The organism is Pseudomonas sp. SC3(2021), assembly GCF_019856535.1.
In the GTDB taxonomy this organism is placed as follows: Bacteria; Pseudomonadota; Gammaproteobacteria; order Pseudomonadales; family Pseudomonadaceae; genus Aquipseudomonas; species Aquipseudomonas monsensis.
Map to the genome: position 1 here is coordinate 5,145,947 of NZ_CP082236.1, position 22,563 is coordinate 5,168,509.

The following is a 22,563-nucleotide window of genomic DNA, read 5'->3' on the forward strand; positions in this document are numbered from 1 at the left end:
AAACAACAGATTAAAACCGCGTGCTTTTGAGAAACTCAGCCAGACGCGGCGATTGCGGGCGTTCGAACAGTTCCTTGGGAGGCCCCTGCTCTTCGATCCGCCCCTGATTCATGAACACGATCTTGTCCGAGACCTCGAAGGCGAAACGCATTTCGTGGGTCACCAGCAACATGGTCATGCCGTCTTCGGCCAGGCCCTTGATCACGTTCAGCACTTCGCCGACCAACTCCGGGTCCAGCGCCGAGGTGACTTCGTCGAACAGCATCAGGCTCGGGTTCATCGCGATCGCCCGGGCAATCGCCACGCGCTGTTGCTGACCGCCGGACAACTGCCCGGGAAAGTGATTGCGCCGCTCCAGCAGGCCGACGCGTTCCAGCCATTTTTCGGCGAGCACCACGGCTTCGTCCTTGTGCATTTTCTTCACCTTGAGCAGACCCAGGGTGACGTTCTGCAACGCCGTCAAATGCGGGAACAGGTTGAATTGCTGGAACGCCATGCCAGTCATTGCGCGATGGCGGGCGATGACTTTCTCGGCATGCCGCACGCGTTTGCCGTTGACCTCGTCGTAGCCAATGGATTCGCCGTCAAGCAGGATCTGCCCGCCCTGGAACTCTTCGAGCATGTTCACGCAACGCAACAGTGTGGTCTTGCCCGACCCGCTGGAACCGATCAACGTCACGACGTTGCCGCGCTGCATGCTCAGATCGACACCCTTGAGCACTTCCACCGCACCGTATTGTTTGTGCAGGCCGCGAATGTCCAGCAACGCCTGATTCTGTGAGGAAACTTGAGCTTGAGTCATGGCAGGGCCACCCGCTTTTCAATGTACCGGCCGAGTAATTCGATGCCGTAGTTGATGACGAAGAACAGAAAACCGGCGAACAGGTAGAACTCCAGGGTCATGAAGTTCCGGGCGATGATCTGTTGAGTACTGAGCAACAATTCGGCCACGCCGATCACCGAGAGCAAGGTCGAGGCCTTGACGATTTCGGTGGACGAGTTGACCCAGGTCGGCAGGATCTGCCGCAGCGCCTGAGGCAACAGCACGTAGCCGAGGGATTGGTAGAACGTCAGGCCGATCGCCTTGCTCGCTTCCATCTGCCCACGGGGCAACGCTTGCAACGCGCCACGAACGATCTCGGCCACGTGCGAGCCGCAGAACAGCGTCAGGCCCAGGGCGCCGGCCTGAAACGCGCTGATCTGCCAGCCCAGTGCCGGCGCCATGTAGAAGCACGCCAGCACCAGCACAAACACCGGCGTGCCGCGAATCAGGTCGACGTAAAAACGAAACGGCGCGCGCATCCAGAATTTGCCGTAGGTCAGCACCAGACCGGCAACCACACCGACCATCGTGCCGAGCAGAATCGCCAGTGCCGACACCTGCACACTGGTCAAGAAGCCTTGCCACAACGGCTCGCGCGCTACCCACAACTCATGCAACCAACTCGGGGATTCGTACATCGCGGCCTCCTATCGGCGAATCGCCAGACGCTGCTCGAGGTAACGCAGCAGCATGGCAATGAGGTAACAGGCCGCGACATACAACGCCGTGGTCACCAGCCAGGTTTCGATCACCCGGTAGCTTTCGACATTGATCTTGCGCGCGTAATAGGTCAGTTCCGGCACTGCAATCGCAGCGGCCAGCGAGGTGTCCTTGAACAGCGAGATGAAGTTGTTCGACAGCGCCGGCAAGACGTTGCGCAGCATCACCGGCACCGTCACGTAAGCCTTGACCTGCCATTCACCGAGACCGATGGCCAGCCCCGCTTCGCGCTGCCCTTTGGGAATGCTCAGCAAACCGCCACGGAACACTTCGGTCAGGTACGCCCCGGCATACAGCGACAGGGTGATGATGAACGACGGGATCTTGTCCAGACGGATGCCCAGGCTCGGCAGTGCAAAGTAGATCAACAGAATCAACACCAGAATCGGCGTGTTACGCACCACCGTGACGTACACCGAGGCCAGTACCCGCAAGGCGCGATGCTTCGACAGCAAGGCAAACGCCATCAGCAGGCCGATCACGCAGCCGATGGCGATCGACACCAGCGCCAGTTCAAGGCCCAGACCGAGCCCCGCCAGCAAGGTGTCGAAATCGCGCCACACGGCGGCAAAGTTCAACTGATAGTTCATGGTCAGCAGTACCTTGAGCGGGGCGATGCAGGCGCCCCGCTCTCACGGGATCATTTGAATTCGACGGGAAAACCGATGGCCGGCGACGGTAGATCGACACCGAACCATTGTTTGAACGACGCCGCGTAAGTCGGGAATTCGACACCGGTCATGGCTTCATGCAACGCCGTGTTGACGAAGTTCAGCCAGTCCTGATCGCCGCGCTTCACTGCGCATGCGTAAGTCTGCGGGCTCCAGGCGTAGGTCGGGCTGCGGTAGCGACCCGGGTTCTGCACCATCAGGTATTTGACCGAAGACTGGTCGGTGGCGGCCGCATCGGCGCGACCGGAGTTCACCGCCTGATACATCAGGTCAACGCTGTCGTACTGATCGACCTTGGCTTTGGGCAGCGCCTGATGCACCAGTTCTTCGGCATAGACGTTTTGCAACACGGCCACGGTGACGCTGTCGCCGGCGGCCTGCAGGTCTTCGATTTCCTTGTACTTGCTGTTGGCCGGCAGCAGCAGGCCGACACCCTCACGGTAGTACGGCAGGGTGAACGCCACCTGTTGAGCGCGGCTGGCGGTCACGGTGATGAACTGGCAGCTCATGTCGACCTTGTCGGTCAGCAGATTGGGAATCCGCGCATCCGACGACTGCACCACGAATTCGACCTTGCCCGGATCATTGAACAGCCCCTTGGCCACAATCCGGGCGATGTCGATATCAAAGCCCTGCAACTTGCCGTCTGCACCTTGAAAGTGCCACGGCGCATTCGTGCTGCCAGTACCGACAATCAGTTTTCCACGGGCCAGCACACTGTCGAGCTTGCTGTCGGCTGCCTGGGCCATACCCATGACAGCGGACGAAGCCGCGAGAACAAAAACACACGCTTTGAACAAGGAAGGTCGGCGATGCATGGCAAGCACTCCAGAGGTTGTTTATTCCGCTATACCGGAACTCGGTTTGTTACTACGGAATAGACAGCAGAAAGTGTGCCACAGGATCGGCGGGGAATCTGTAATGGTTTGAAAGATCTGCAAAATCAATGGGATGCAGATAAGGCCCGGTGCAGTGTTACGCGCGGGGTCATGAGGACACGCTACCGTTGGCCACACATAGAGGGTATTCGGGCCACATTTCGGGGCGGCCTGCACAAAAAAACACAATGTGCACCTGTCAGCTCTGACAGTAGCCGGACGGGTCAGTCTGGCTTACGGTCGACAGAACACGCAGCACCCGACAAGGAGACCGTCATGAGTGTGAACATCCCTTTCGCCGAACTACCGCCCACTTACCGCAAAGCCCTGAAAACCTGGCGCCCGGTGATTCTGTATTTCGCCAATGAACACTGCCCCGCCTGCGAGTGGGCCGGGCCGGTGTTTCGTGAGGTAGCCGAACCGTATCGGCTCCGGGCAAACATTTACATGCTCAACACCAGTCAATCGCCGCGCCATCCACTGGTTACCGGCACGCCTACAGTGCTGTTCTACAAGGACGGCAAACTGCTGAAGCGGCTCAAAGGCATCGGCACCGAAGAAACGCTGGCACAGGACTTCGCCCAGCACATCGGCAAGATCAAGGCTCCTGCCCCTGCGCGCAAACGCCCGCATGACCTGGCCTGGTTGCGCCAGACGCTGCGCACACTGCGCACGATCACGCGTGCACCACGGTGGAACTTTTCCTGAAGGTGCCGTGAAGCGTTAACGATGGAAGGCTGGAGCGCTGGGTATTTCATCCCGCAGCGTTGTTGCGGCGGACGAATCGCTTTCGCGGGCGAGCCCGCTCGCACAGGGGCGGTGTGATGCAGCGGATTTCACTCACACCGTCATCGGTGCAGGAGCTGCCACGGGCTGCGGCAGCTCCTGCGCTTACAACGATGGTTCAGATCGGGTGACGCGTCAGCAACACCCGCGTCACCCGCCGCTCTTCAACCGCTTCCACGGTCATTTGCCAGGCTTCGTATTCCAGTCGATCACCAATGATCGGCAACCGATCCAGCAGGCTCATCACCAACCCCGCCAGTGTCTGGTAATCCTCGGTAGGCGCAGCGCAGAAACCAGTGAGCTGGCGCACGCGCGCCAGATTCAACGCACCGCTGACCACAAACCCGCCCCGCTCTTCGATCACGTCCGGTCCCTCGACTTCGCTGGCATCAGGCAACTCGCCGGCAATCGACTCAAGGATGTCGGTCATGGTCAGCACACCGACAAAGTCGCCGAACTCGTTGACCACAAAGGCGATGTGGGTCGAAGCCGCACGCATTTGTTCCAGCGCATTGAGGATCGAATAACTGTCGAGCAGGTTGATGGACTTGCGCACCAGATGTTCCAGGTTCGGCTCGTTGCCGGCCAGGTACTCCTTGAGCAGTTCCTTCTTGTGCACGAAGCCCAGCGGTTCATCCACCGCACCGTTGCGAATCAACGGCAGGCGCGAATAGGACGAATGCATCAACTTTGTACGAATCGCCTCAGCGTCATCGGCAAGGTCGATGGTGTCGACGTCGGCACGCACGGTCATCAAGCCACGGATCGGCCGCTCGGCCAGTTGCAGGACGCCGCTGATCATCACCCGTTCGCGACGGTCGAACAGCTCCGCGCTTGGCACATCACCGTTATCCAGCAGGTCGGAAATCTCTTCGCCGACCTCCTCGACCGCCAGCTTGCGCCCGCCGAGCAAGCGCATCACCGCATGTGCCGTGCGCTCACGCATGGGGCGCAGGCCCTGCATCGAACGCTTGCGCCGGGCGCGGGCAACCTGGTTGAACACCTCGATCAAGATCGAGAAACCAATAGCGGCGTACAAGTAACCTTTCGGGATGTGGAAACCCAGACCCTCAGCGGTCAGGGCAAAGCCGATCATCATCAGGAAGCCCAGACACAGCATGATCACCGTCGGGTGGGCGTTGACGAAGCGTGTCAGCGGCTTGCTCGCGACAATCATCAGGCCGATCGAAATGATCACCGCAATCATCATCACGGCCAGTTCATCGACCATGCCCATGGCGGTAATCACCGCATCCAGCGAGAACACAGCATCCAGCACCACGATCTGCGCGACGATAGGCCAGAACAACGCATACGCCGTGTTGGTCGAGCGCTCACCGACATGGCCTTCCAGCCGTTCATGCAACTCCATCGTCGCCTTGAACAACAGGAACACGCCGCCGAACAACATGATCAGGTCACGGCCAGAGAAGCTCTTGCCGAACACTTCGAACAAAGGCTGCGTCAGGGTCACCAACCAGGAAATACTCGCCAGCAGGCCCAGACGCATGATCAGCGCCAGGGACAAACCGATGATCCGCGCGCGGTCACGCTGATGCGGCGGCAACTTGTCCGCAAGAATTGCGATGAACACCAGGTTGTCGATACCCAGTACCAGTTCCAGCACGATCAGAGTCAACAAGCCTAACCAGGCCGTGGGATCCGCTAACCATTCCATAAAATGTCTCGATCTCTCTTCAGTGAATTCAGGCTGCCGGACACGGCAAAGCGCAACGCGAAGGCTCTGCAGCCGCGTTGTCAACAATAGTCGGGAGTCGGAAAACCGGATGCTGCGAGTGCGTCAAGACCGCGCCACGGCGCGAGGAGAAGGTACGACTGGGAGGCTCCGAGAGGGTGTTCATGCAAATCCTGAATGAAAAATGGCCTTGGAGCGTACAGTCTCTGGCGACAATTCCTACAGCGCAAAATCATTTCAAAATCTGTATCAGCCGGTGAGATGCATTGTTCTCGCGGCCCTCATCGCCAACAGGCTGGCTCCTGCAAGGAATCGTGCGAATAACACGGACCACTGTCGGAGACAGCCTGCTGGCGATGAGGGTCTAACGAACAACGCATCAGCGTCCGGCAAAACGCAACCGCGACAACTGCCGCAAATCCCCCTCCACGTAATAATCGTTGGTCCAACGGTCATCCACCGCCAACGGACTCACCTGCTTCAGCTCCAGTTTTTTCGCGAAATAACGAAACCGGTAATGCTCGTAGAACCGCAGCAGTTCCAGGCCGTAGCGGTCGGCCAGGTCGGTGTCGCCACGAATGATCAGAAAGTTCTCGTCATTGCCGTTACTCGCCGAAGTGCTGAGGTTATGGCTACCGCTGATGATGGTCGGTGCATCCGTCGTGAAATCGGTGACCACCGCTTTGGTGTGCACCAGCAGGTTGCCTTTCTGGCCTTTCATGTTTTCCTTCAGCCAGCCTTCCAGCCCGGTGTTGAGCAAAGCTGTGGCGGCGAATTCGGCGGTACGGTCGGCATGAAATCCGGTGATGCTGCTGGCGGTGTTTTGCAAGCCGTAACGGAGGATGTCGTCATGAGGCTTGCCGAGCAGTGCATTGAGAATCGCTTCCGGCAAGGTAAACGCCGTAACGAACAGCACATCCTTTTTGGCCGCCCCGATGATCTCGACGAACTCACGCAGATCGGCACCGCCGCTGCGTGGCGAGAACCCGGCGAACAGCGGCTGCGCAGGGTCCATCGGGTTGTGTTCAGTGATCCAGGTGCGTGTTGCGCCGACATTGGCGGGGTTCGCCCAGACCTCTTCGAAAGTTTGCAGATACCGCGTGGCAATCGTCACGTCGTCAAGCGTGTGCACCACGTTGGCCTGGCGATACACGCCATTGGCGGTGAAGTTAGTGCTGCCACACAGCACGGCTTGCGGTTGACGCTGCCCGGCATCATCGACACGACTGAGGACAATGAACTTGTCATGAAAGATATCGTGAGTGACCCGGCCGCGCTTGCTCGACGCCGGCAACTGCGCGAGGCTGGTTTCGTTCAGGGTCGTATCGGGGTCGTCCGCGCGGGCGTGATACAGCACGCGCACTTGAACGCCTCGGGCGAACGCCGCATTCACCGCTTCGACTATCGCCTGCAACTGATACTCGTAGATCGCGATATCCAGCGCCCACCGGGCGTCCACCGCGCGCTCGATGTACCCGAGCAATCGCTCCAGCAGGCCGTTCTCCAGCCACAGACGCGCCGCGTCGGGCCACGCTTCGATCGGCAGGTTCCTATTGGCGCTGATCTGCGCATCCAGATCGGGAAACTTGCGCTGAAAGGCCTGACTGGCGGCTACGGCGCGGTTGAAGATCACGCTCTGGCTGGCCGGGTGGCCGTCATCGCTGGTGATGCTCAACTCCAGCGCTTCGCCCAGTTGTGGCGCGTCCGCCGTACCGTAAGCCAGATGCACCCGATAATGCATCGTCGTGCCCGGATTGACCGCGTAATCGGCCCAGCGGAATTTCTGCAGCGGCGCTTTATCGCTGGGCGTGGCGTGATATTGCGCGAAGGTGTGAGCCTTGCCGGGAAACGTCAGGCTGTTGAACAGGAATAGCCAGGGCTTGTCGCCCTGCTGCTTTTCGATGGCGAAGCCGAGCAGGCCTTTGCGCCGTGGCTCGGCCAGGTCCATGGCGAGCAGAACGCCGTTGGTGCCGGCGTAGGCTTTGACGCGAAAATCGTCCTGAGGATTGGCGACCAATACCCGCATGATTCACTCCTTGTGATTGGGGCTGAGGTGCAGCATAGAGCAGCGATGCGGGGTTTGTGAGGCAGATTTGAGACCGAGGCGATGCCTTCGCGGGCAAGCCCGCTCCCAGAGCTTTCTCACTGTTCGACACAAATTCAGTGTGAGCGGGCTTGCTCGCGAAGAGCCCCACCCAGGCATCACACATCGTCGATATGCCGATAATCCAGTTCCAGCGCCGCTGCCAACTGCCTGGACCGGCCCAAGCGAATCGGCCCACGTTCAATGTCGATCAACAACCCCGGACACTCCAGCGACGGTATCGGCGGCAAGGGTTTCAAGCGCCCGTCCGTCACCACCAGCAATCGCTGCTGCTCGGCAGCAAAACGCTTTTTGCGCTGCACCAGCCACTGCTGCGCCTGCATCAGTGCGGCCAGCAACGGTGTCCCGCCGCCCGCGCCCAGCGCCTCCAGCCAGGATCGCAGACCACTCGATGCCTTCAGGCCCTGCACCTGCCAGGTCGGCGCGCTGCCACTGGCGGTCAGCAACGCCAGACGCGCGCGCTGTCGATAGGCATCATCGAACAGTTGCGCGAGCAAGCCCTTGGCATCGCTCAAGGCCTGATGCCGACGCGTCGAGGCCGAAGCATCGACGATCACCAGCCACAGTTCATGGGCGCAGCGAGTGCGCAACTGGAACTGCAGATCTTCCCGTGTCTGCGGCCGGCCGTTGAGCAGCGTGCCCGGCCAGTTCACCAAGCCGCTGCGTGCGGCGTGGCGCTTGCCCTGGCGTCCGTGGTCGAGTTGTCCGGCGCGGGGTCTGGCATTCGCCCCCGCGTCGGATCGGGGACGAATGCCGGTTACTTTTTTGGCCAGCTCGGCACTTCGCGGCGGGCGCCAGTGGCCAGTGCCGGAGCCGGCATGTCACCCCACTGGCCCTGCCCTTCGCTGAGGTCGGCGGCAGAATGCGCCGGCGGTTGCGCGGGTTGCTGAGGGCTGGACGATGAGGGCTCACGACGCCGATGGCGCAGGGCAAATTCAGCGACGGCGTCGATGTCTTGCACGGCGATTGCCGTCGCGCCACGCCAGGCCGCATGGGCGCGGGCCGCACGCAGCCAGACCAGATCGGCGCGCAGACCGTCGACACCGGCAGCGAAACAACGCTCGGTGATGTGCGCCAGCGCAGCGTCGTCCAGCGGAATCTCGCTCAAGCGGCTTCGAGCGTTTTCGCAGCGTTCACGCAGCTGTTGTTGTTCGGCTTCCCACTGCGCGCAGAACCCGTGGGGATCGCTGTCGAAATCCAGACGCCGACGAATGATCTGCCCGCGCTCGGTCGGTGCCGTGTGGCCGCTGAGGGCAACGTTCAAACCAAAGCGGTCAAGCAATTGTGGACGCAGTTCGCCCTCTTCGGGGTTCATGGTGCCGATCAGTACGAATTTCGCCGAGTGCCGATGGGAAATGCCATCGCGCTCGATCAGGTTGGTGCCGCTGGCCGCGACGTCGAGCAGCAGGTCGACCAGGTGATCCGGCAGCAGGTTGACCTCATCGACGTAGAGCACGCCGCCATCCGCCTTGGCCAGCACACCGGGCGAAAACTGCGCACGGCCCTCGCTCAGGGCCGCGTCGAGGTCGAGGGTGCCGACCAGACGTTCTTCGGTAGCGCCCAGCGGCAAGGTGACGAACTGGCCGCTGGCAAGCAGATCCGCCAAGCCGCGCGCCAAGGTGGATTTGGCCATGCCGCGCGGGCCCTCGATCAGCACCCCGCCGATTTTCGGGTCGATGGCGGTCAGGCACAGGGCGAGTTTCAGGTCATCAGCGCCGACCACGGCGGAGAGCGGGAAATGCGGGGTGTCGGTCATTTGGGGTTTCTCTGTCGTGGTCTTTGGTGTTGTGGTGTGTCAGTGGGGAGGCCCTCACCCTGGCCCTCTCCCAGGGGGAGAGGGAACTGACCCAGGTGTTCTTTCGAATTCCGTCGACCTGATACGTCGGGCCGAACTCAGACTTCGACAGCAACGCAAATCGGCTCCCTCTCCCCCCGGGAGAGGACTGGGCTGAGGGTAGCTTTTGGCCGGTTACATATCTTCCTCAATATCCAGCAGCAGATTCTCCAGCGCTTCTTTATAAGCCCCAGGCTCCTGCCACATCCCGCGCTGCTGCGCTTCCAGCATCCGTTCGGTCATGTCGCGCAACGCATGCGGGTTATGCTCGCGAACAAAATCCCGGGTGGCCGGGTCCAGCAGGTAGGCATCGGCCAGCAATGCGTACTGGTGATCATCAATCAATTGCGTGGTGGCGTCGAACGCGAACAAGTTATCGACCGTCGCCGCCAGTTCAAACGCGCCTTTATAGCCGTGGCGCTTGACCCCGTCGATCCACTTCGGATTCGCCGCGCGCGAGCGGATCACCCGGTTCAGCTCTTCTTTCAGGGTACGAATCTTTGGCAAGTCCGGCTGACTGTGATCACCGTGGTAACTGACCGCCGCTTCGCCACGCAAGGTTTCCACCGCCGCGAGCATGCCACCCTGGAACTGGTAATAATCGTTGGAATCGAGCAGGTCGTGCTCGCGATTGTCTTGATTCTGCAACACCGCCTGCACCTGACTCAGGCGCTGGACGAATTGCTCGCGGGCGGCGGTGCCTTCGTCGGCACCGCCATAGGCGTAGGCGCCCCAATTCAAGTAGACCTCGGCGAGATCCTCGCGGGTTTGCCACAGACGGCCATCAATCGCGCCTTGCACACCGGCCCCGTAGGCACCGGGTTTGGCGCCGAAAATCCGCCAGCCGGCCTGACGCCGCGCCGTGTCTTCGTCGAGGCCCGATTGCAGCAAGGCTTCGCGTTCGGCACGCACCCTGGCAGCCAGCGGATTGAGATCGTCCGGTTCGTCCAGCGCCGCCACGGCTTGCACGGCGGCGTCGAACAGGCGGATCAGGTTGGCAAAGGCATCGCGGAAGAAACCTGATACCCGCAGCGTCACATCGACTCGCGGACGATCGAGCAGGCTCAGCGGCAGAATCTCGAAATCATCCACCCGTTGACTGCCGGTGGCCCACACCGGACGCACGCCCATCAGGGCCATGGCCTGAGCAATGTCATCGCCGCCGGTGCGCATGGTCGCGGTGCCCCACACCGACAGGCCGAGCTGACGCAGGTGATCACCGTGATCCTGCAGGTGCCGCTCGAGAATCAATGTGGCCGACTGGAAACCGATGCGCCACGCGGTGGTGGTCGGCAGGTTGCGCACGTCCACCGAATAGAAGTTGCGTCCGGTGGGCAACACGTCGAGACGGCCACGGCTGGGCGCGCCGCTGGGGCCAGCGGGGACGAAGCGACCGCTGAGGGCGTCGAGCAGACCGCGCATTTCTGCCGGGCCGCAGGCGTCCAGGCGTGGGGCGACGACTTCGCGCAGATGGTCGATGATTGCACTGACCTCCGCCCAACGCGGTCCTTGCAGGCGTGAGCCTGCTTGCGATAGCAGTGTGTCAGTGGACTCAATGTTGGCTGACACACCGCCATCGCGAGCAGGCTCACTCCTACAAGGGATTTGTAGTGTTTGGGAGATCAGGTCCGAAGCAAACAGTTCGAGGCGTTCGCGGGTGTCGCCGGCAGTGCGCCAGACTTCGTCGCTTTGCGATTGCAGCGCCTCGGGACGCGGGCCTGTCCATGGATCGGCCAGCGCACAATCGAGTGGATCGAATCCGAGTTCGAACGCTTTGGCGAGTGCTCGCAACAGGCTTGATTGCGCGCCTTTGCCGTCGCCTCGTGGAATCCGTAGCAGCGCGAGCAACGTATCAATGCGCAAACGCCCGGTCGGCGATTCGCCAAAAATGTGCAGACCGTCGCGGATCTGCGATTCCTTCAGATCACACAGATACGTATCGAGGCGCGGCAACCAGATCGCTGCGTCGGCATCGCTGTCCAGCGCGGCATCGAGTTGCAGTTCGCGGTCGATCTGCGTATCGCGCACCAGTTGCAGAATGTCGCGCTGTAACTCGCGGGCGCGGCGCGGATCGAGCAGTTGCGCTTCGTAATACTCGTCGGCCAGCAGCTCCAGATTACGCAGCGGGCCGTAGGTTTCGGCGCGGGTCAGCGGCGGCATCAGGTGGTCGATGATCACCGCTTGCGTGCGCCGTTTGGCCTGGGCGCCCTCGCCCGGATCGTTGACGATAAACGGATAGATGTTCGGCAGCGGCCCGAGCAGTGCGTCCGGCCAGCAGTTTTCCGAGAGGCCGACGCCCTTGCCTGGCAGCCATTCGAGGTTACCGTGCTTGCCGACGTGGATCACCGCGTGGGCGCCGTAGGTCTTGCGCAACCAGAAATAGAACGCCAGATAGCCGTGGGGCGGCACCAGATCCGGGTCGTGATACACCGCGCTCGGATCAACCTGATAGCCACGCGCCGGTTGAATGCCGACAAAAGTCAGACCGAAGCGCAGACCGGCGATCATCATGCGTGCGTCGCGGCACATCGGATCGTTTTGCGGCGCGCCCCAGCGCTCGGCCACGGCCGTGCGATTGGCCTCGGGCAGTGCGTTGAACTGGGCCAGGTAATCATCCATCGCCAGACTTTGCTGGCACGGGCGCAGATCAATCGTCTCGAGATCGTTGCTGACGCCACCGAGCAATTGCTGAATCAACTCGGTGCCGCTGCCCGGCAGCTCTGCCGCGACCGGATATCCCTCAGCCTGCAACGCACGCAGGATGTTCAGCGCCGCCGCCGGCGTGTCGAGACCGACACCGTTGCCGATGCGGCCGTCACGGGTCGGGTAATTGGCGAGAACCAGTGCGATGCGCTTACCGGCATTCGGCACCCGCGCGAGGTCGATCCAGCGCCGCGCCAGCTCAGCGACGAAATCCATGCGTTCGGGCTGCGCACGGTAACAGACCACATCGGACTGGCTGCGCTCGCTGCGCCAGGCCAGATCCTTGAAGCTGATCGGCCGACTGATGATGCGTCCGTCGAGTTCCGGCAAGGCAATGTGCATCGCCAGATCGCGCGGGCCCAGCCCCTGCTCGCTGTCGCGCCAGCCGGGCTCGTTGTCCTGGGCGCAGATGGCCTGAATCACCGCAATGTTGCGGCGAAACGGTCGCAGGTGCGGGGCTTCCGGGCTGGACTGGGCGAAACCGGTGGTATTGAGAATGACCCCTGCCTCGACTTCATCCAGCCAATCCTCGACCACGCTCAGGCAGCCCGGCTCTTTCAGACTGGCGACGGCGATCGGCAGCGGATTGAGCCCCGCCGCCTGCAAGCGCTGACAGAACACGTCGATGAACGCGGTGTTGGCCGCCTGCAAATGCGAGCGATAAAACAACACCGCCGCCACCGGGCATTCCGCCAGCCAGTCGGCTTGCCAGTCAGCCAGTGCGGCGCTGGTTTTGTCCGGGTGATAAATCGCCGTACGCGGCAAGGCTTGCGGCTCGCCCCACGGGTAATCACGGGCGAGCCAGCGGTTGGCCAGGCAATGAAAGAAATCCAGCGCATTGCCCAGGCCACCCTGACGCAGGAACTGCCAGAGGCGGTCGCGATCTTCGGCGGGCACGGTGCTCAGGTCACTGAGCTCCGGGTCGGGGCGATCATCGCCCGGTACCAGAATCACCTGCACGCCGCGCTCCGACAGCTCGACCAGCCGCTCGACGCCGTAGCGCCAATAAGCGATGCCCCCGTGCAGCGAGATCAAAATCACCTTGGCGTGGCGTAACACCTCGTCGACATACAGATCGACCGACGCGTGATTCTGCACCTGCATCGGGTTGGCCAGACGCAGGCTCGGGTAATCCTCGGGCAACTGCTGCGCGGCTTCGGCGAGCAGCGCCAGGCTGGAATCGCCGCTGCACAGGATCACCAGCTCGGCGGGGGTTTGGCCAAGGTCGGCGATGTTGTCATCCGACACGAAACCGCCGGGCTGGGTCCTGAGCAGGTGCATGGTTTAAACGCTGAGCGCGGCGCGCAGTTGCGCTTCGAGTTGTGCGGCGTCGAGTTCCTGACCGATCAGCACCAGACGGGTGACGCGCGCTTCATCGGCGCCCCACTGACGGTCGAAATGCTTGTCGAAACGCGTGCCCACGCCTTGAATCAGCAGGCGCATTGGCTTGTTCGGAATGGCGGCGAAACCTTTGACACGCAGGATGCCGTGCTTGACCACCAGTTGCGTCAGGGCGTCGAGCAGCAGGCTTTCGTCGGCTTGCGGCAGTTCGATGGAGATCGAATCGAAGGCGTCGTGATCATGGTCATCATGGTCGTCATCGCCTTCACCATGGTGGTGATCATGATGGCTGTGGCGGCTGTCGATGTGTTCTTCGGAACCGGCGCCGAGGCCGATCAGCACGTCCAGCGGCAGACGACCGTTGCTCGCTTCGATGATTTTCACCGCCGGCGGCAGTTCTTCGGCGACTTCAGCGCGTACACGCGCCAGATCTTCAGGGCTGGTCTGGTCGGCTTTGTTCAGAATGACGAGGTCAGCGCTGGCCAGTTGATCGGCGAACAGTTCGTGCAGCGGCGATTCATGATCGAGGTTCGGATCGAGTTTGCGCTGAGCATCGACCTGATCCGGGAACGCAGCGAAAGTGCCGGCGGCCACGGCCGGGCTGTCGACCACGGTGATCACCGCATCAACAGTGCAGGCGCTGCGGATTTCCGGCCACTGGAAAGCCTGCACCAGCGGTTTTGGCAGGGCCAGCCCGGAAGTTTCGATGAGGATATGGTCGAGATCGCCGCGACGGGCTACCAGTTCGCGCATCACCGGGAAGAACTCTTCCTGAACGGTGCAGCACAGGCAGCCATTGGCCAGTTCGTAGACCCGGCCGGTGGCTTCTTCTTCGGTGCAACCGATGGTGCATTGCTTGAGGATTTCGCCGTCGATGCCCAACTCGCCAAACTCGTTGACGATCACCGCGATACGACGGCCCTGGGCGTTGTCGAGCATGTGCCGCAGCAGCGTGGTTTTGCCCGAACCGAGGAAGCCGGTAACGATGGTGACGGGGAGTTTGGCCAGTGTTTTCATCGGTATGCCCTTTGGCAAAGCGGCGGGCATACGGGACGAGAACCGGCAACGCGCATGCGCGCCGGAAGCGTTCGCCACCGGATCACCCCGCCCGGTTGTAGTGAGAATCTGTGACGAGGCAGGTCTCCTGGCTGACGGCGTTCAGGCTTGGCCTGGCATTCGCTGCGCCTTCCCGCTGGCTCTTTGATCGAGCTGGCAGTGGCGTGGCAGCGAACTTCACCGTTCACAGTTGCGGGGGCAGCCGCGGCTTTGACCGCGTTCCCTTCTTAGCTTCGGCATGTGCCGAAGAACCTCGAAAGCGCAAGGCTACGCATGGTGTGGGGATGGGTCAATGTTTGGATTGGGGGCGTATTCGTTTCTGCGGGTGTTGCTGCTGGCGGTTCCGCCCTTACGGCGGGTCACTTTTTCCAGACGCCGAAAAAGTAACCAAAAAGGCTTTACCCTGACGTTCGGCCCTCGCCTAGGCTCGGGTCCCTTCGCTCCGGGATTGATCCGGGGGGCATCGCCTCCGGTTTGCTTCGCTGCACCTCCTCTCGATGTGTTTGGCTGCGCCAAACGGTCGCTACGCTCCCACCCCCGGCTAAATCCCTCCACTCAGCCTGCCGACGGGCGCTGAGATCAAAAGCGGTACTCGAGCTAACGCTCATTGTGTTGAGTGGTGAGAAGCAAGGGCTGTGTGCTGTGTGCTGCCTTTGCTTTTCTGTGGGAGCTGGCTTGCCAGCGGTGGCGGCCTGAAAGCCGACCAGGCTCTTGCAGACCGCTCGCGATCCACCTGTAGGAGTGAGCCTGCTCGCGATGACGACCAGCCAGACGACCAACGTCTACCCGTTGACCTCAATCCCTGTGGGAGCTGGCTTGCCAGCGATGGCGGCCTGACAGCCGACCAAGCTCTTGCAGACTGACGCCGGGGCAGCCTTTTTGGTTTTTTTCCGCTGGGCCGGCATTCCAGCGTCTGGAAAAAGTGACCCGCCGTAAGGGCGGAACCCCAATCAACAACACCCGAAGCAACGGATATGCCCATTCAATTGACTAAATTCCCCCCCACATGCTCTCCTACACAACTTGTTACGGGTGCCCTTCACAGGGTGAAACGGGAAACCGGTGAATCATGTGCTTTACTCAAAGCCATGTCAGTCCGGTGCTGCCCCCGCAACGGTAAGCGAGCGAAGCGTCAGATCCACTGTGTCCCTGCGGCATGGGAAGGTGACGCTTGCAGGTCGGCCTGACGCCAACCCCTCGTGAGCCCGGAGACCGGCCCGCAACACACAGCGCGCATTTGCGTCGCTGAACCTGACAACCCGCGGTGGGCGGGCGCTGTTCGAACCTCTGCGTGCCTGACTCGCAGGGGTTTTCATGCGCTCTATTCACCCGCTGACACTCCAGAGGGAAGCGCTATGTCGATCATCAGCAGCACCGCCAGCAACACAGACAAAATTGCCAGCACCGCCACACTGAGCCAACGCCTGATCGCGGCGTTCTTCGCCTCGATCCTCGGTGCCGGCCTCGTCTACTTCGCCGGTTTTTCGCACATCGAAGCGGTGCACAACGCCGCTCACGATACCCGCCACAGCGCCGCGTTCCCGTGCCACTGAGACCTGCCGACATGATCAAGCGTATTGCGCAAACCGCAGGTTTTACCGGGCTGCTGGCCGCCCTGCTCCTGACGCTGCTGCAGAGCTTCTGGGTTTCGCCACTGATTCTGCAGGCTGAAACCTTTGAAAAAGCCGAACCGGTTGTTGCGGTCCACGAACACGCTGCCGGCACCGCGGCGCACACCCACGACGCCGAAGCCTGGGAGCCGGAGGACGGCTGGCAGCGTGTGGCTTCGACCACCGGTGGCAATCTGGTGGTAGCGGTCGGTTTCGCGCTGATGCTCGCCGGTCTGTACACCCTGCGTGCACCGACCAAAACCTCGCAAGGCCTGCTCTGGGGCCTGGCTGGTTACGCCACCTTCGTCCTCGCCCCGACGCTGGGCCTGCCGCCTGAACTGCCCGGCACCGCTGCCGCCGATCTGGCCTCGCGGCAGCTGTGGTGGATCGGTACCGCCGCGTCCACGGCCGTCGGCCTCGCGCTGATCGCCTTCAGCCGTCCATGGGTGATGAAGATCCTCGGGGTAGCGATCCTTGCGGTGCCACATGTGATTGGCGCGCCACAACCGGAAGTGCATTCCATGCTCGCCCCTGAAGCACTTGAAGCCCAGTTCAAAATCGCTTCGCAGTTGACCAACGTGGCGTTCTGGCTGGCCCTGGGCCTGATCAGCGCGTGGTTGTTCCGCCGCAAAAACGATGGTCACTACCACGTATGATGAATGACCGCGCAGCGTCGACCTTTGTGGTCGGCCTGGGCTGCCAGCGTGGCTGCCCGGCCAGCACGCTGCGCGCGTTACTCGATCAGGCCTTGCAGGCCCATCGCATTGAACTTGAGGCAGTCAAGGCCCTGGCCAGTATCGACCTCAAGCGTGATGAACCGGGTTTGCAGGAACTTGCCGCACAACTGGCTCTGCCGTTGCTGTACTTCAGCAGCGCAGAACTGGCCGGTTATCAGCAACGGCTCAGTCACCACTCGCAGATCGCCTACGAGCGAACCGGTTGTTACGGCGTGGCGGAAAGTGCCGCCCTGGCCCTGGCCGAACAACTGATTCAGGCCCCGGCAAAGCTGCTGATTTCCCGTCAAAAATACGCCCAGGCGACGTTGGCCTTGGCCGGCGCTGCGTAAACCCCCGATAATCCCTGCCCTCGATCATGAGCAATCTTCATCTGAAGGGTTGCTGCGGCTGTTTTCAAAGGATTCCACGATGACCGTCTACTTCATCGGCGCCGGCCCCGGCGACCCGGAATTGATCACCGTCAAAGGCCAGCGGCTGATCCGTCGCTGCCCGGTGATCATCTATGCAGGCTCGCTGGTCCCGGCGGCGGTGCTGGAGGGGCATCAGGCCGAGACCGTGGTCAACAGCGCCGAATTGCATCTGGAGCAGATCATTGAATTGATCAAGGTCGCCCATGCCAACGGTCAGGATGTGGCGCGCGTACATTCGGGCGATCCGAGCCTGTACGGCGCGATCGGCGAGCAAATTCGCCATCTGCGTGAGCTGAACATTCCGTTCGAGATAATCCCCGGCGTGACGGCAACAGCGGCGTGTGCGGCGTTGTTAGGCGCCGAACTGACCCTGCCGGATGTGTCGCAGAGCGTGATTCTGACCCGTTATGCCGACAAAACCGCGATGCCGGCGGGCGAAGAACTCGCCAGTCTGGCGCAGCATGGCGCGACCATGGCGATTCATCTGGGGGTCAATCATCTGGAGAAAATCCTCGTGGAGCTGCTGCCGCACTACGGCGCGGATTGCCCGATTGCGGTGATTCACCGGGCGACGTGGCCGGATCAGGACTGGGTGGTGGGGACGCTGGCGGATATTGCCGGGAAGGTTGCAGCCAAAGGGTTTCGGCGTACGGCGCTGATTCTGGTTGGACGGGTGTTGGGCAGTGAGGTGTTTAGCGAGTCATCGTTGTATCGCGCGGGGCATGCGCACCTGTACAGGCCCTGAATCATATGGGATTGGGTACAACCTGTGGCGAGGGGATTTATCCCCGATGAACTGCGCAGCAGTTCCTTTTCTGGGACTGCTTCGCAACCCATCGGGGATAAATCCCCTCACCACACAGTAAACAGGCACTCATTAATCAAGTGCATAAAAAAACGGCGCTCACGGGGCGCCGTTTTTCATGTCCGCAGTGAACACCTTACTTAGTAGTAGGCGTTTTCTTTCTGCGTGTGGTCGGTCACGTCGCGAACACCTTTCAGCTCGGGAATGCGCTCAAGCAAGGTGCGCTCGATGCCTTCCTTGAGGGTGACGTCCGCCTGGCCGCAGCCCTGGCAACCGCCGCCAAACTGCAGCACGGCAATGCCATCCTCAACCACATCGATCAGGCTGACCTGACCGCCGTGGCTGGCCAGCCCCGGGTTGATTTCGGTCTGCAGGTAGTAGTTGATCCGCTCGTTGACCGGACTGTCGGCGTTGACCATCGGCACTTTGGCGTTTGGCGCCTTGATGGTCAACTGGCCGCCCATACGGTCGGTGGCGTAGTCGACAACGGCGTCGTCGAGAAACGCTTCGCTGAACGAATCAATGTAAGCGGTGAAGCTTTTCAGCCCCAGCGCGGTGTCTTCGGGTTTTTCTTCGCCCGGCTTGCAGTAGGCAATGCAGGTTTCGGCGTACTGGGTGCCAGGCTGGGTGATGAAGACGCGGATGCCGATGCCCGGGGTGTTCTGCTTGGACAGCAGATCAGCCAGGTAATCGTGGGCGGCGTCGGTAATGGTAATAGCGGTCATGGAAACTCCTCGCAGGCTTGGGCGCAGTTTACGCCAATCGTTGCGCCGGACAAAGTCCTAGTATTTTTGTCGGGAAAGATTCTCGACCGGCTCGTCGTCCACTCGCGCCTTGAGCCAGCGATAACTGCGCTTTTCCACCCATTCGTAGCTCAGCCACGAACCGACGCCGATGGCCAGCACACAGACGCCAAACATCAAATACGGGTTGATGCCGTAGCGCTGCGCGAGGAAACCACCGGCCGACAGCACCAGCACATGCATCAGGTACACCGAATAGGAGCAGTCGCCGAGCAGCTTGAGCACTCGGCTGCGCTCGACATAACGCTCCAGCGCCATGCACGACAGCACCAGCACCGCGCTCGGCACGCCCCAGTTCAATAGCCTTGGCGCCGGCGCGAGGTGATAAATGGCCAGCAACGCCGCGCCGATTCCCAGCAACGGCAGCCACAGGCCGGCACCGATCCAGCCACGGCGGTAGAGCATGCCGATGGCGATCCCCAGCAAAAACTCATAGACGATATCCGAGCGATAGAACGCGCTGATCCAGCCAAACCCGGTCCACGCCTGACTGACCGCGAACAGCAACGCCGCGACCACCAGCAGCCGCACTTCCAGGCGAAACAGCAGAGCCCAGGCGAACAGCACGTAGAAGAGCATTTCGTAATTGAGCGTCCAGCCGACATTGAGCGTTGGATAAATGCCGTAGCCACCGGGATTTTCGGTCGGAATGAAGAGCAGCGACAGGAGCAGATGGTTCCAGTCCAGCGACTGATCCGGCAACAGCGGCTGAGCGAACACCACCAGCAACGCCATCAGCAACGTGTACAGCCAATACGCCGGGACGATGCGAAACAGCCGGTACAGCAGAAACCGCGTCGGCGGCAGCGACTTGCCCTCAGTGGAGAGGAAAATCACCAGGCCGCTGATGACGAAGAAGATATCGACCCCCACCGCGCCTTTGTCGATGAACAACTGCCCCAGCGGCCCACGTGCCTTGAAGTCGAAGAAAATCTGCATGAAGTGGTGGCAAACCACCGTCCAGGCGGCAAGTGCACGCAGGGCTTGCACTGAAATCAACATTGACCGCTCCTGACCAGATCGCTCGAAACCACCGCCGATACCTTGTAGGAGTGAGCCTGCTCGCGATGGCGTCAGCCCGATCAACATGTGATGCGCCTGACACACCGCGATCGCGAGCAGGCTCACTCCTACAATAGTTTCGCGGTGTCGCCAGGTATTGGGACAGCAGGTCCCACTCAAACGATCAAAGATTCTCGTAGCGGTTCATGTCCAGTACGCCCTCTTCCACCGGCTCGGTTTCGTGCATGTACTGACTCAGGTCGTGAAAATAGAACCAGAATTGCGGATGACTGCGACGAATCCCCCAGCGTTCGACGATTTTCTCGAAGCGGTCGGCGTCCTTGGCATGCTCCATGGCGTCAACAAACGCGGGTACCTGATCGGCCGGAATATTGAACATGAAGTTCGGATAACTGCTGAGTACCCCAGGATAAATGGTCAAGGTGTCGAGCCCCGGCTGATAGCGCAGCGACTCGCCCAACAGGAACGCCACGTTGCTGTGCGCGCGATTGCGCAGCAGGCTGTAGACCTCGCGCTTGCCGCTGGCGGTCTCGATGCGCAACATCGTTGCTTCCGGCAGTTGTTCGATCACCTTCAAGCCGGCAGCCGGGCGCGATGTAAGGCGACTGAGGGCCTGTTCGGCATTCTGCAGCGCCGGGTCGATATTCGGCCGCGAGCAATACGCGCCGTCGCACCGGTTGATCGGATCAGGCCGCGCATTGAGATCGCCGTAACGCGCCAGCAACTGCATGGCGAAGTCATATTTGGGGTCTTTCCCTGCGAGTTTCAGCCCGGTCGGCTTGTCGTCGTCGATCGCCTCATAATCGAGCCACATCTTGAACTGGCCGCTGCTCTGGTACCAATCGTTGAGGTAGTCCTCACGGGAATCGGCCGGCATCAGGCGCAGGAAATTCTGCTCGGCGCCGTTGCGGATCAGGTCGAAATACAGGCGGGTCTGCGCCTGATGGGAGACATTGCCGAACACATCGAAGTTGACCGCCAACTGGTAATAGGTGCGCTCCAGCAGCGGATAATCGAACAGCCACATAGTCTGTGGCACTTCGCCGATCAGGCCTTTGGTCACCGAGGCGCTGTCGAAGTGGCGGAAGATGCTCAACAGCGCATTGTCGTTGCCGGCCCACAGGGTCGACCAGCTCGGCGGCGGTTGGTCGGCGTAGCTGTCGCGGCGCAGGGCCTCGTACTCGTTACGCTTGTCGCGGTAGTTGCGCCACAGGCTGAGGACACTGCCGACGTCATCGTTCTGCCCCGGCATCGCCAGCAACGGTGTGGCATGGCCGCGATAGTTCGGGTCGGTGATATACAGGTCGTGCTCCGGCGCCTGGAACAGCGCCCAGAAGTTGTCGCGGATCACGTCGGTCGCGATCTGCCCCCGGCACACCGGCCCGCGAATGAAGGTGCGAACGAAGTACTCGGCGTTATCGAGCATGAACTGATAACGCGCCTGTGCCGGGATCGCCTCGAACGTGGCAAACGGGTTGGCCCGGCTCTGCGGTCCATACCCCGGCAAAGCGTTGACCTGCCAGTTGCCGCTGTAGAACAGGCTTTTGACCCGCGCCATCTTCGCCGCGCTCAGCGGATAGGTGATGTGGGTCTTGTGCACGATCACCCCTTGCACGGGCCACAAGCGGTAGTACACCTGAGTACCCGGATCATCGTTCGGACGGCGGGTGGCAATCAGGTCGATCGGCTGGCCGGTCGGTGTGCGCGAACGCACCCACTGGAAGTAATGCCCTGGCTCGCCGTCCTTGAAATACAGGTGCGCGAGAAACCAGTGCTCGTACAGCCAGCGTCCGACCAGACTCTGACGGGCACCGGGGGTGTTGAGCAGGTTTTCCCACTGCACGATCTGCAGTGCCTCTTTGGCGCTGGGCGCCAGGCCTTGCTCGTCAATTGGCGCACCGGACGCCAGCCAGCGTTGCAGCGTCTGGTATTGCTGATCGGTCAGACCGGTCACCGCCAGTGGCATGCCTTCTTTCGGATGAGCGCCGGCATAGCCTTCGAACTCGGCGGGCATTGCGCACATGTTTTCCCGTTGCAGGCCGAGGACGATGTCTTCAGGGAGTTTGGCATTCGGGGTCAACGGGGTTTTGTGCCCCAGCTCCAGCATGCGCGCCATCAGCGCCGCCTGACTGCCTTGGGCATCGAGCACCGAATAGAAGTCTTTCTGCTGCCAGGCACGCTTGCCAAAAGCGTCGTAGAACAGTCGGGTGGTCGGCGCGGCCTGAGTCCGCTCGCCGTCATACACCGGCATCTTGCTCGCGCCACGGGCGGCGCCTTCACCACTGCCCAGGTTCAGCTGACAGGCGGAGTCGTAGCACGCATGGCAGGCCACGCACTTTTCGGTGAAGATCGGCTGAATATCACGGGTATAGGAAATAGTGGGATCTTGCGCAGCAGCGCCCCAGCTTAAAAACAGCAAAAATATGCTGATGACGCGGTACGACATGCCCTTGATCCCGATCCTGAAAAAAACGCCGCGATTCTACAGGATGACGCCCGCACCAACATGAGCGATATTCATGCAAAACCGTCACATGCTCCAAAACCGCACAGGTTTGTTATG

At 61.2% G+C, this 22,563-nt stretch carries 18 protein-coding genes and 2 riboswitches; of the genes, 5 read left to right on the forward strand and 13 right to left on the reverse strand.

All coding sequences use genetic code 11. The features are described 5' to 3' along the window. Nucleotides 1-10: 10 nt before the first annotated feature. Genes K5Y35_RS22960 through K5Y35_RS22975 form a run of 4 tightly spaced genes read right to left on the reverse strand, consistent with a single transcriptional unit; the run spans nt 11 to nt 3,032 of the window. A complete protein-coding gene (locus K5Y35_RS22960) occupies nt 11-802 on the reverse strand; it encodes an amino acid ABC transporter ATP-binding protein (protein WP_123468231.1) in 792 nt (263 codons plus the stop codon). Next, nucleotides 799-1,461, reverse strand: coding sequence for an amino acid ABC transporter permease (locus tag K5Y35_RS22965; RefSeq protein WP_123468229.1), 663 nt, complete (start codon nt 1,459-1,461; stop codon nt 799-801). The genes K5Y35_RS22960 and K5Y35_RS22965 overlap by 4 nt, the downstream gene beginning before the upstream one ends. A 9-nt stretch (nt 1,462-1,470) precedes the next feature. Continuing rightward, entirely contained in the window at nt 1,471-2,133 is a 663-nt protein-coding gene (locus K5Y35_RS22970) for an amino acid ABC transporter permease (RefSeq protein WP_003225455.1), read from the reverse strand. Between the two features lie 50 nt (nt 2,134-2,183). Continuing rightward, nucleotides 2,184-3,032: a transporter substrate-binding domain-containing protein gene (locus K5Y35_RS22975; protein WP_123468226.1), complete on the reverse strand. Its 849-nt coding sequence runs from the start codon at nt 3,030-3,032 to the stop codon at nt 2,184-2,186. A 336-nt stretch (nt 3,033-3,368) separates the two neighbouring features. Between K5Y35_RS22975 and K5Y35_RS22980 the strand changes: the two genes are divergently transcribed. Next, nucleotides 3,369-3,800, forward strand: coding sequence for a thioredoxin family protein (locus K5Y35_RS22980; protein WP_123468224.1), 432 nt, complete (start codon nt 3,369-3,371; stop codon nt 3,798-3,800). Between the two features lie 196 nt (nt 3,801-3,996). On the opposite strand, the gene K5Y35_RS22985 is transcribed toward K5Y35_RS22980, so the two are convergent. From K5Y35_RS22985 to cobW, 6 genes are all read right to left on the reverse strand, one after another. Then, entirely contained in the window at nt 3,997-5,556 is a 1,560-nt protein-coding gene (locus K5Y35_RS22985; protein WP_222833041.1) for a TerC family protein, read from the reverse strand. A 397-nt stretch (nt 5,557-5,953) separates the two neighbouring features. Continuing rightward, a complete protein-coding gene (locus K5Y35_RS22990; RefSeq protein ID WP_222833042.1) occupies nt 5,954-7,600 on the reverse strand; it encodes a phospholipase D-like domain-containing protein in 1,647 nt (548 codons plus the stop codon). 176 nt (nt 7,601-7,776) lie between these two features. After that, nucleotides 7,777-8,451, reverse strand: coding sequence for a VWA domain-containing protein (locus K5Y35_RS22995; protein ID WP_222834490.1), 675 nt, complete (start codon nt 8,449-8,451; stop codon nt 7,777-7,779). Then, on the reverse strand, nt 8,436-9,434 hold the full coding sequence (locus tag K5Y35_RS23000; protein ID WP_222833043.1) for an ATP-binding protein: 999 nt from the start codon (nt 9,432-9,434) through the stop codon (nt 8,436-8,438). Before K5Y35_RS23000 ends, K5Y35_RS22995 begins: the two co-directional genes overlap by 16 nt. Nucleotides 9,435-9,647: 213 nt before the next feature. After that, nucleotides 9,648-13,496: a cobaltochelatase subunit CobN gene (gene cobN, locus K5Y35_RS23005; RefSeq protein ID WP_222833044.1), complete on the reverse strand. Its 3,849-nt coding sequence runs from the start codon at nt 13,494-13,496 to the stop codon at nt 9,648-9,650. 3 nt (nt 13,497-13,499) lie between these two features. After that, on the reverse strand, nt 13,500-14,573 hold the full coding sequence (gene cobW, locus K5Y35_RS23010) for a cobalamin biosynthesis protein CobW (protein WP_034154301.1): 1,074 nt from the start codon (nt 14,571-14,573) through the stop codon (nt 13,500-13,502). Between the two features lie 99 nt (nt 14,574-14,672). Next, a riboswitch (cobalamin riboswitch) is annotated at nt 14,673-14,883 on the reverse strand. A gap of 742 nt (nt 14,884-15,625) precedes the next feature. Beyond that, nucleotides 15,626-15,848: riboswitch (cobalamin riboswitch) on the forward strand. A 119-nt stretch (nt 15,849-15,967) separates the two neighbouring features. Between cobW and K5Y35_RS23015 the strand changes: the two genes are divergently transcribed. The 4 genes from K5Y35_RS23015 to cobM all read left to right on the forward strand — a co-directional run bounded on the left by K5Y35_RS23015 (nt 15,968) and on the right by cobM (nt 18,114). Further along, complete coding sequence (locus K5Y35_RS23015) at nt 15,968-16,165, forward strand: CbtB domain-containing protein (protein WP_123468212.1); 198 nt, start codon at nt 15,968-15,970, stop codon at nt 16,163-16,165. A gap of 11 nt (nt 16,166-16,176) precedes the next feature. Continuing rightward, the gene (locus K5Y35_RS23020) at nt 16,177-16,878 is read left to right on the forward strand and encodes a CbtA family protein (protein WP_222833045.1); all 702 of its coding nucleotides are present in this window, start codon (nt 16,177-16,179) and stop codon (nt 16,876-16,878) included. Beyond that, nucleotides 16,875-17,288 (forward strand): cobalamin biosynthesis protein, encoded by a 414-nt coding sequence (locus tag K5Y35_RS23025; protein ID WP_123468208.1) that lies wholly within the window; start codon nt 16,875-16,877, stop codon nt 17,286-17,288. The genes K5Y35_RS23020 and K5Y35_RS23025 overlap by 4 nt, the downstream gene beginning before the upstream one ends. A 79-nt stretch (nt 17,289-17,367) precedes the next feature. After that, a complete protein-coding gene (gene cobM / locus K5Y35_RS23030; RefSeq protein WP_128614877.1) occupies nt 17,368-18,114 on the forward strand; it encodes a precorrin-4 C(11)-methyltransferase in 747 nt (248 codons plus the stop codon). A 200-nt stretch (nt 18,115-18,314) separates the two neighbouring features. Here cobM and nfuA read toward each other — a convergent pair whose 3' ends face one another. The 3 genes from nfuA to K5Y35_RS23045 all read right to left on the reverse strand — a co-directional run bounded on the left by nfuA (nt 18,315) and on the right by K5Y35_RS23045 (nt 22,446). Further along, nucleotides 18,315-18,899: a Fe-S biogenesis protein NfuA gene (nfuA, locus tag K5Y35_RS23035; protein WP_003225494.1), complete on the reverse strand. Its 585-nt coding sequence runs from the start codon at nt 18,897-18,899 to the stop codon at nt 18,315-18,317. 57 nt (nt 18,900-18,956) lie between these two features. Then, nucleotides 18,957-19,979 (reverse strand): acyltransferase family protein, encoded by a 1,023-nt coding sequence (locus K5Y35_RS23040; RefSeq protein WP_186745805.1) that lies wholly within the window; start codon nt 19,977-19,979, stop codon nt 18,957-18,959. Nucleotides 19,980-20,163: 184 nt separating this feature from the next. Next, nucleotides 20,164-22,446, reverse strand: coding sequence for a fatty acid cis/trans isomerase (locus K5Y35_RS23045; protein WP_123468202.1), 2,283 nt, complete (start codon nt 22,444-22,446; stop codon nt 20,164-20,166). Nucleotides 22,447-22,563 lie beyond the last annotated feature (117 nt).

Bases quoted from the DNA above. Each gene is read 5' to 3' on its own strand.
- K5Y35_RS22960 (WP_123468231.1), bottom strand. From the start codon at position 802: ATGACTCAAGCTCAAGTTTCCTCACAGAATCAGGCGTTGCTGGACATT.
- K5Y35_RS22965 (WP_123468229.1), bottom strand. From the start codon at position 1,461: ATGTACGAATCCCCGAGTTGGTTGCATGAGTTGTGGGTAGCGCGCGAG.
- K5Y35_RS22970 (WP_003225455.1), bottom strand. From the start codon at position 2,133: ATGAACTATCAGTTGAACTTTGCCGCCGTGTGGCGCGATTTCGACACC.
- K5Y35_RS22975 (WP_123468226.1), bottom strand. From the start codon at position 3,032: ATGCATCGCCGACCTTCCTTGTTCAAAGCGTGTGTTTTTGTTCTCGCG.
- K5Y35_RS22980 (WP_123468224.1), top strand. From the start codon at position 3,369: ATGAGTGTGAACATCCCTTTCGCCGAACTACCGCCCACTTACCGCAAA.
- K5Y35_RS22985 (WP_222833041.1), bottom strand. From the start codon at position 5,556: ATGGAATGGTTAGCGGATCCCACGGCCTGGTTAGGCTTGTTGACTCTG.
- K5Y35_RS22990 (WP_222833042.1), bottom strand. From the start codon at position 7,600: ATGCGGGTATTGGTCGCCAATCCTCAGGACGATTTTCGCGTCAAAGCC.
- K5Y35_RS23000 (WP_222833043.1), bottom strand. From the start codon at position 9,434: ATGACCGACACCCCGCATTTCCCGCTCTCCGCCGTGGTCGGCGCTGAT.
- cobN (WP_222833044.1), bottom strand. From the start codon at position 13,496: ATGCACCTGCTCAGGACCCAGCCCGGCGGTTTCGTGTCGGATGACAAC.
- cobW (WP_034154301.1), bottom strand. From the start codon at position 14,573: ATGAAAACACTGGCCAAACTCCCCGTCACCATCGTTACCGGCTTCCTC.
- K5Y35_RS23015 (WP_123468212.1), top strand. From the start codon at position 15,968: ATGTCGATCATCAGCAGCACCGCCAGCAACACAGACAAAATTGCCAGC.
- K5Y35_RS23020 (WP_222833045.1), top strand. From the start codon at position 16,177: ATGATCAAGCGTATTGCGCAAACCGCAGGTTTTACCGGGCTGCTGGCC.
- K5Y35_RS23025 (WP_123468208.1), top strand. From the start codon at position 16,875: ATGATGAATGACCGCGCAGCGTCGACCTTTGTGGTCGGCCTGGGCTGC.
- cobM (WP_128614877.1), top strand. From the start codon at position 17,368: ATGACCGTCTACTTCATCGGCGCCGGCCCCGGCGACCCGGAATTGATC.
- nfuA (WP_003225494.1), bottom strand. From the start codon at position 18,899: ATGACCGCTATTACCATTACCGACGCCGCCCACGATTACCTGGCTGAT.
- K5Y35_RS23040 (WP_186745805.1), bottom strand. From the start codon at position 19,979: ATGTTGATTTCAGTGCAAGCCCTGCGTGCACTTGCCGCCTGGACGGTG.
- K5Y35_RS23045 (WP_123468202.1), bottom strand. From the start codon at position 22,446: ATGTCGTACCGCGTCATCAGCATATTTTTGCTGTTTTTAAGCTGGGGC.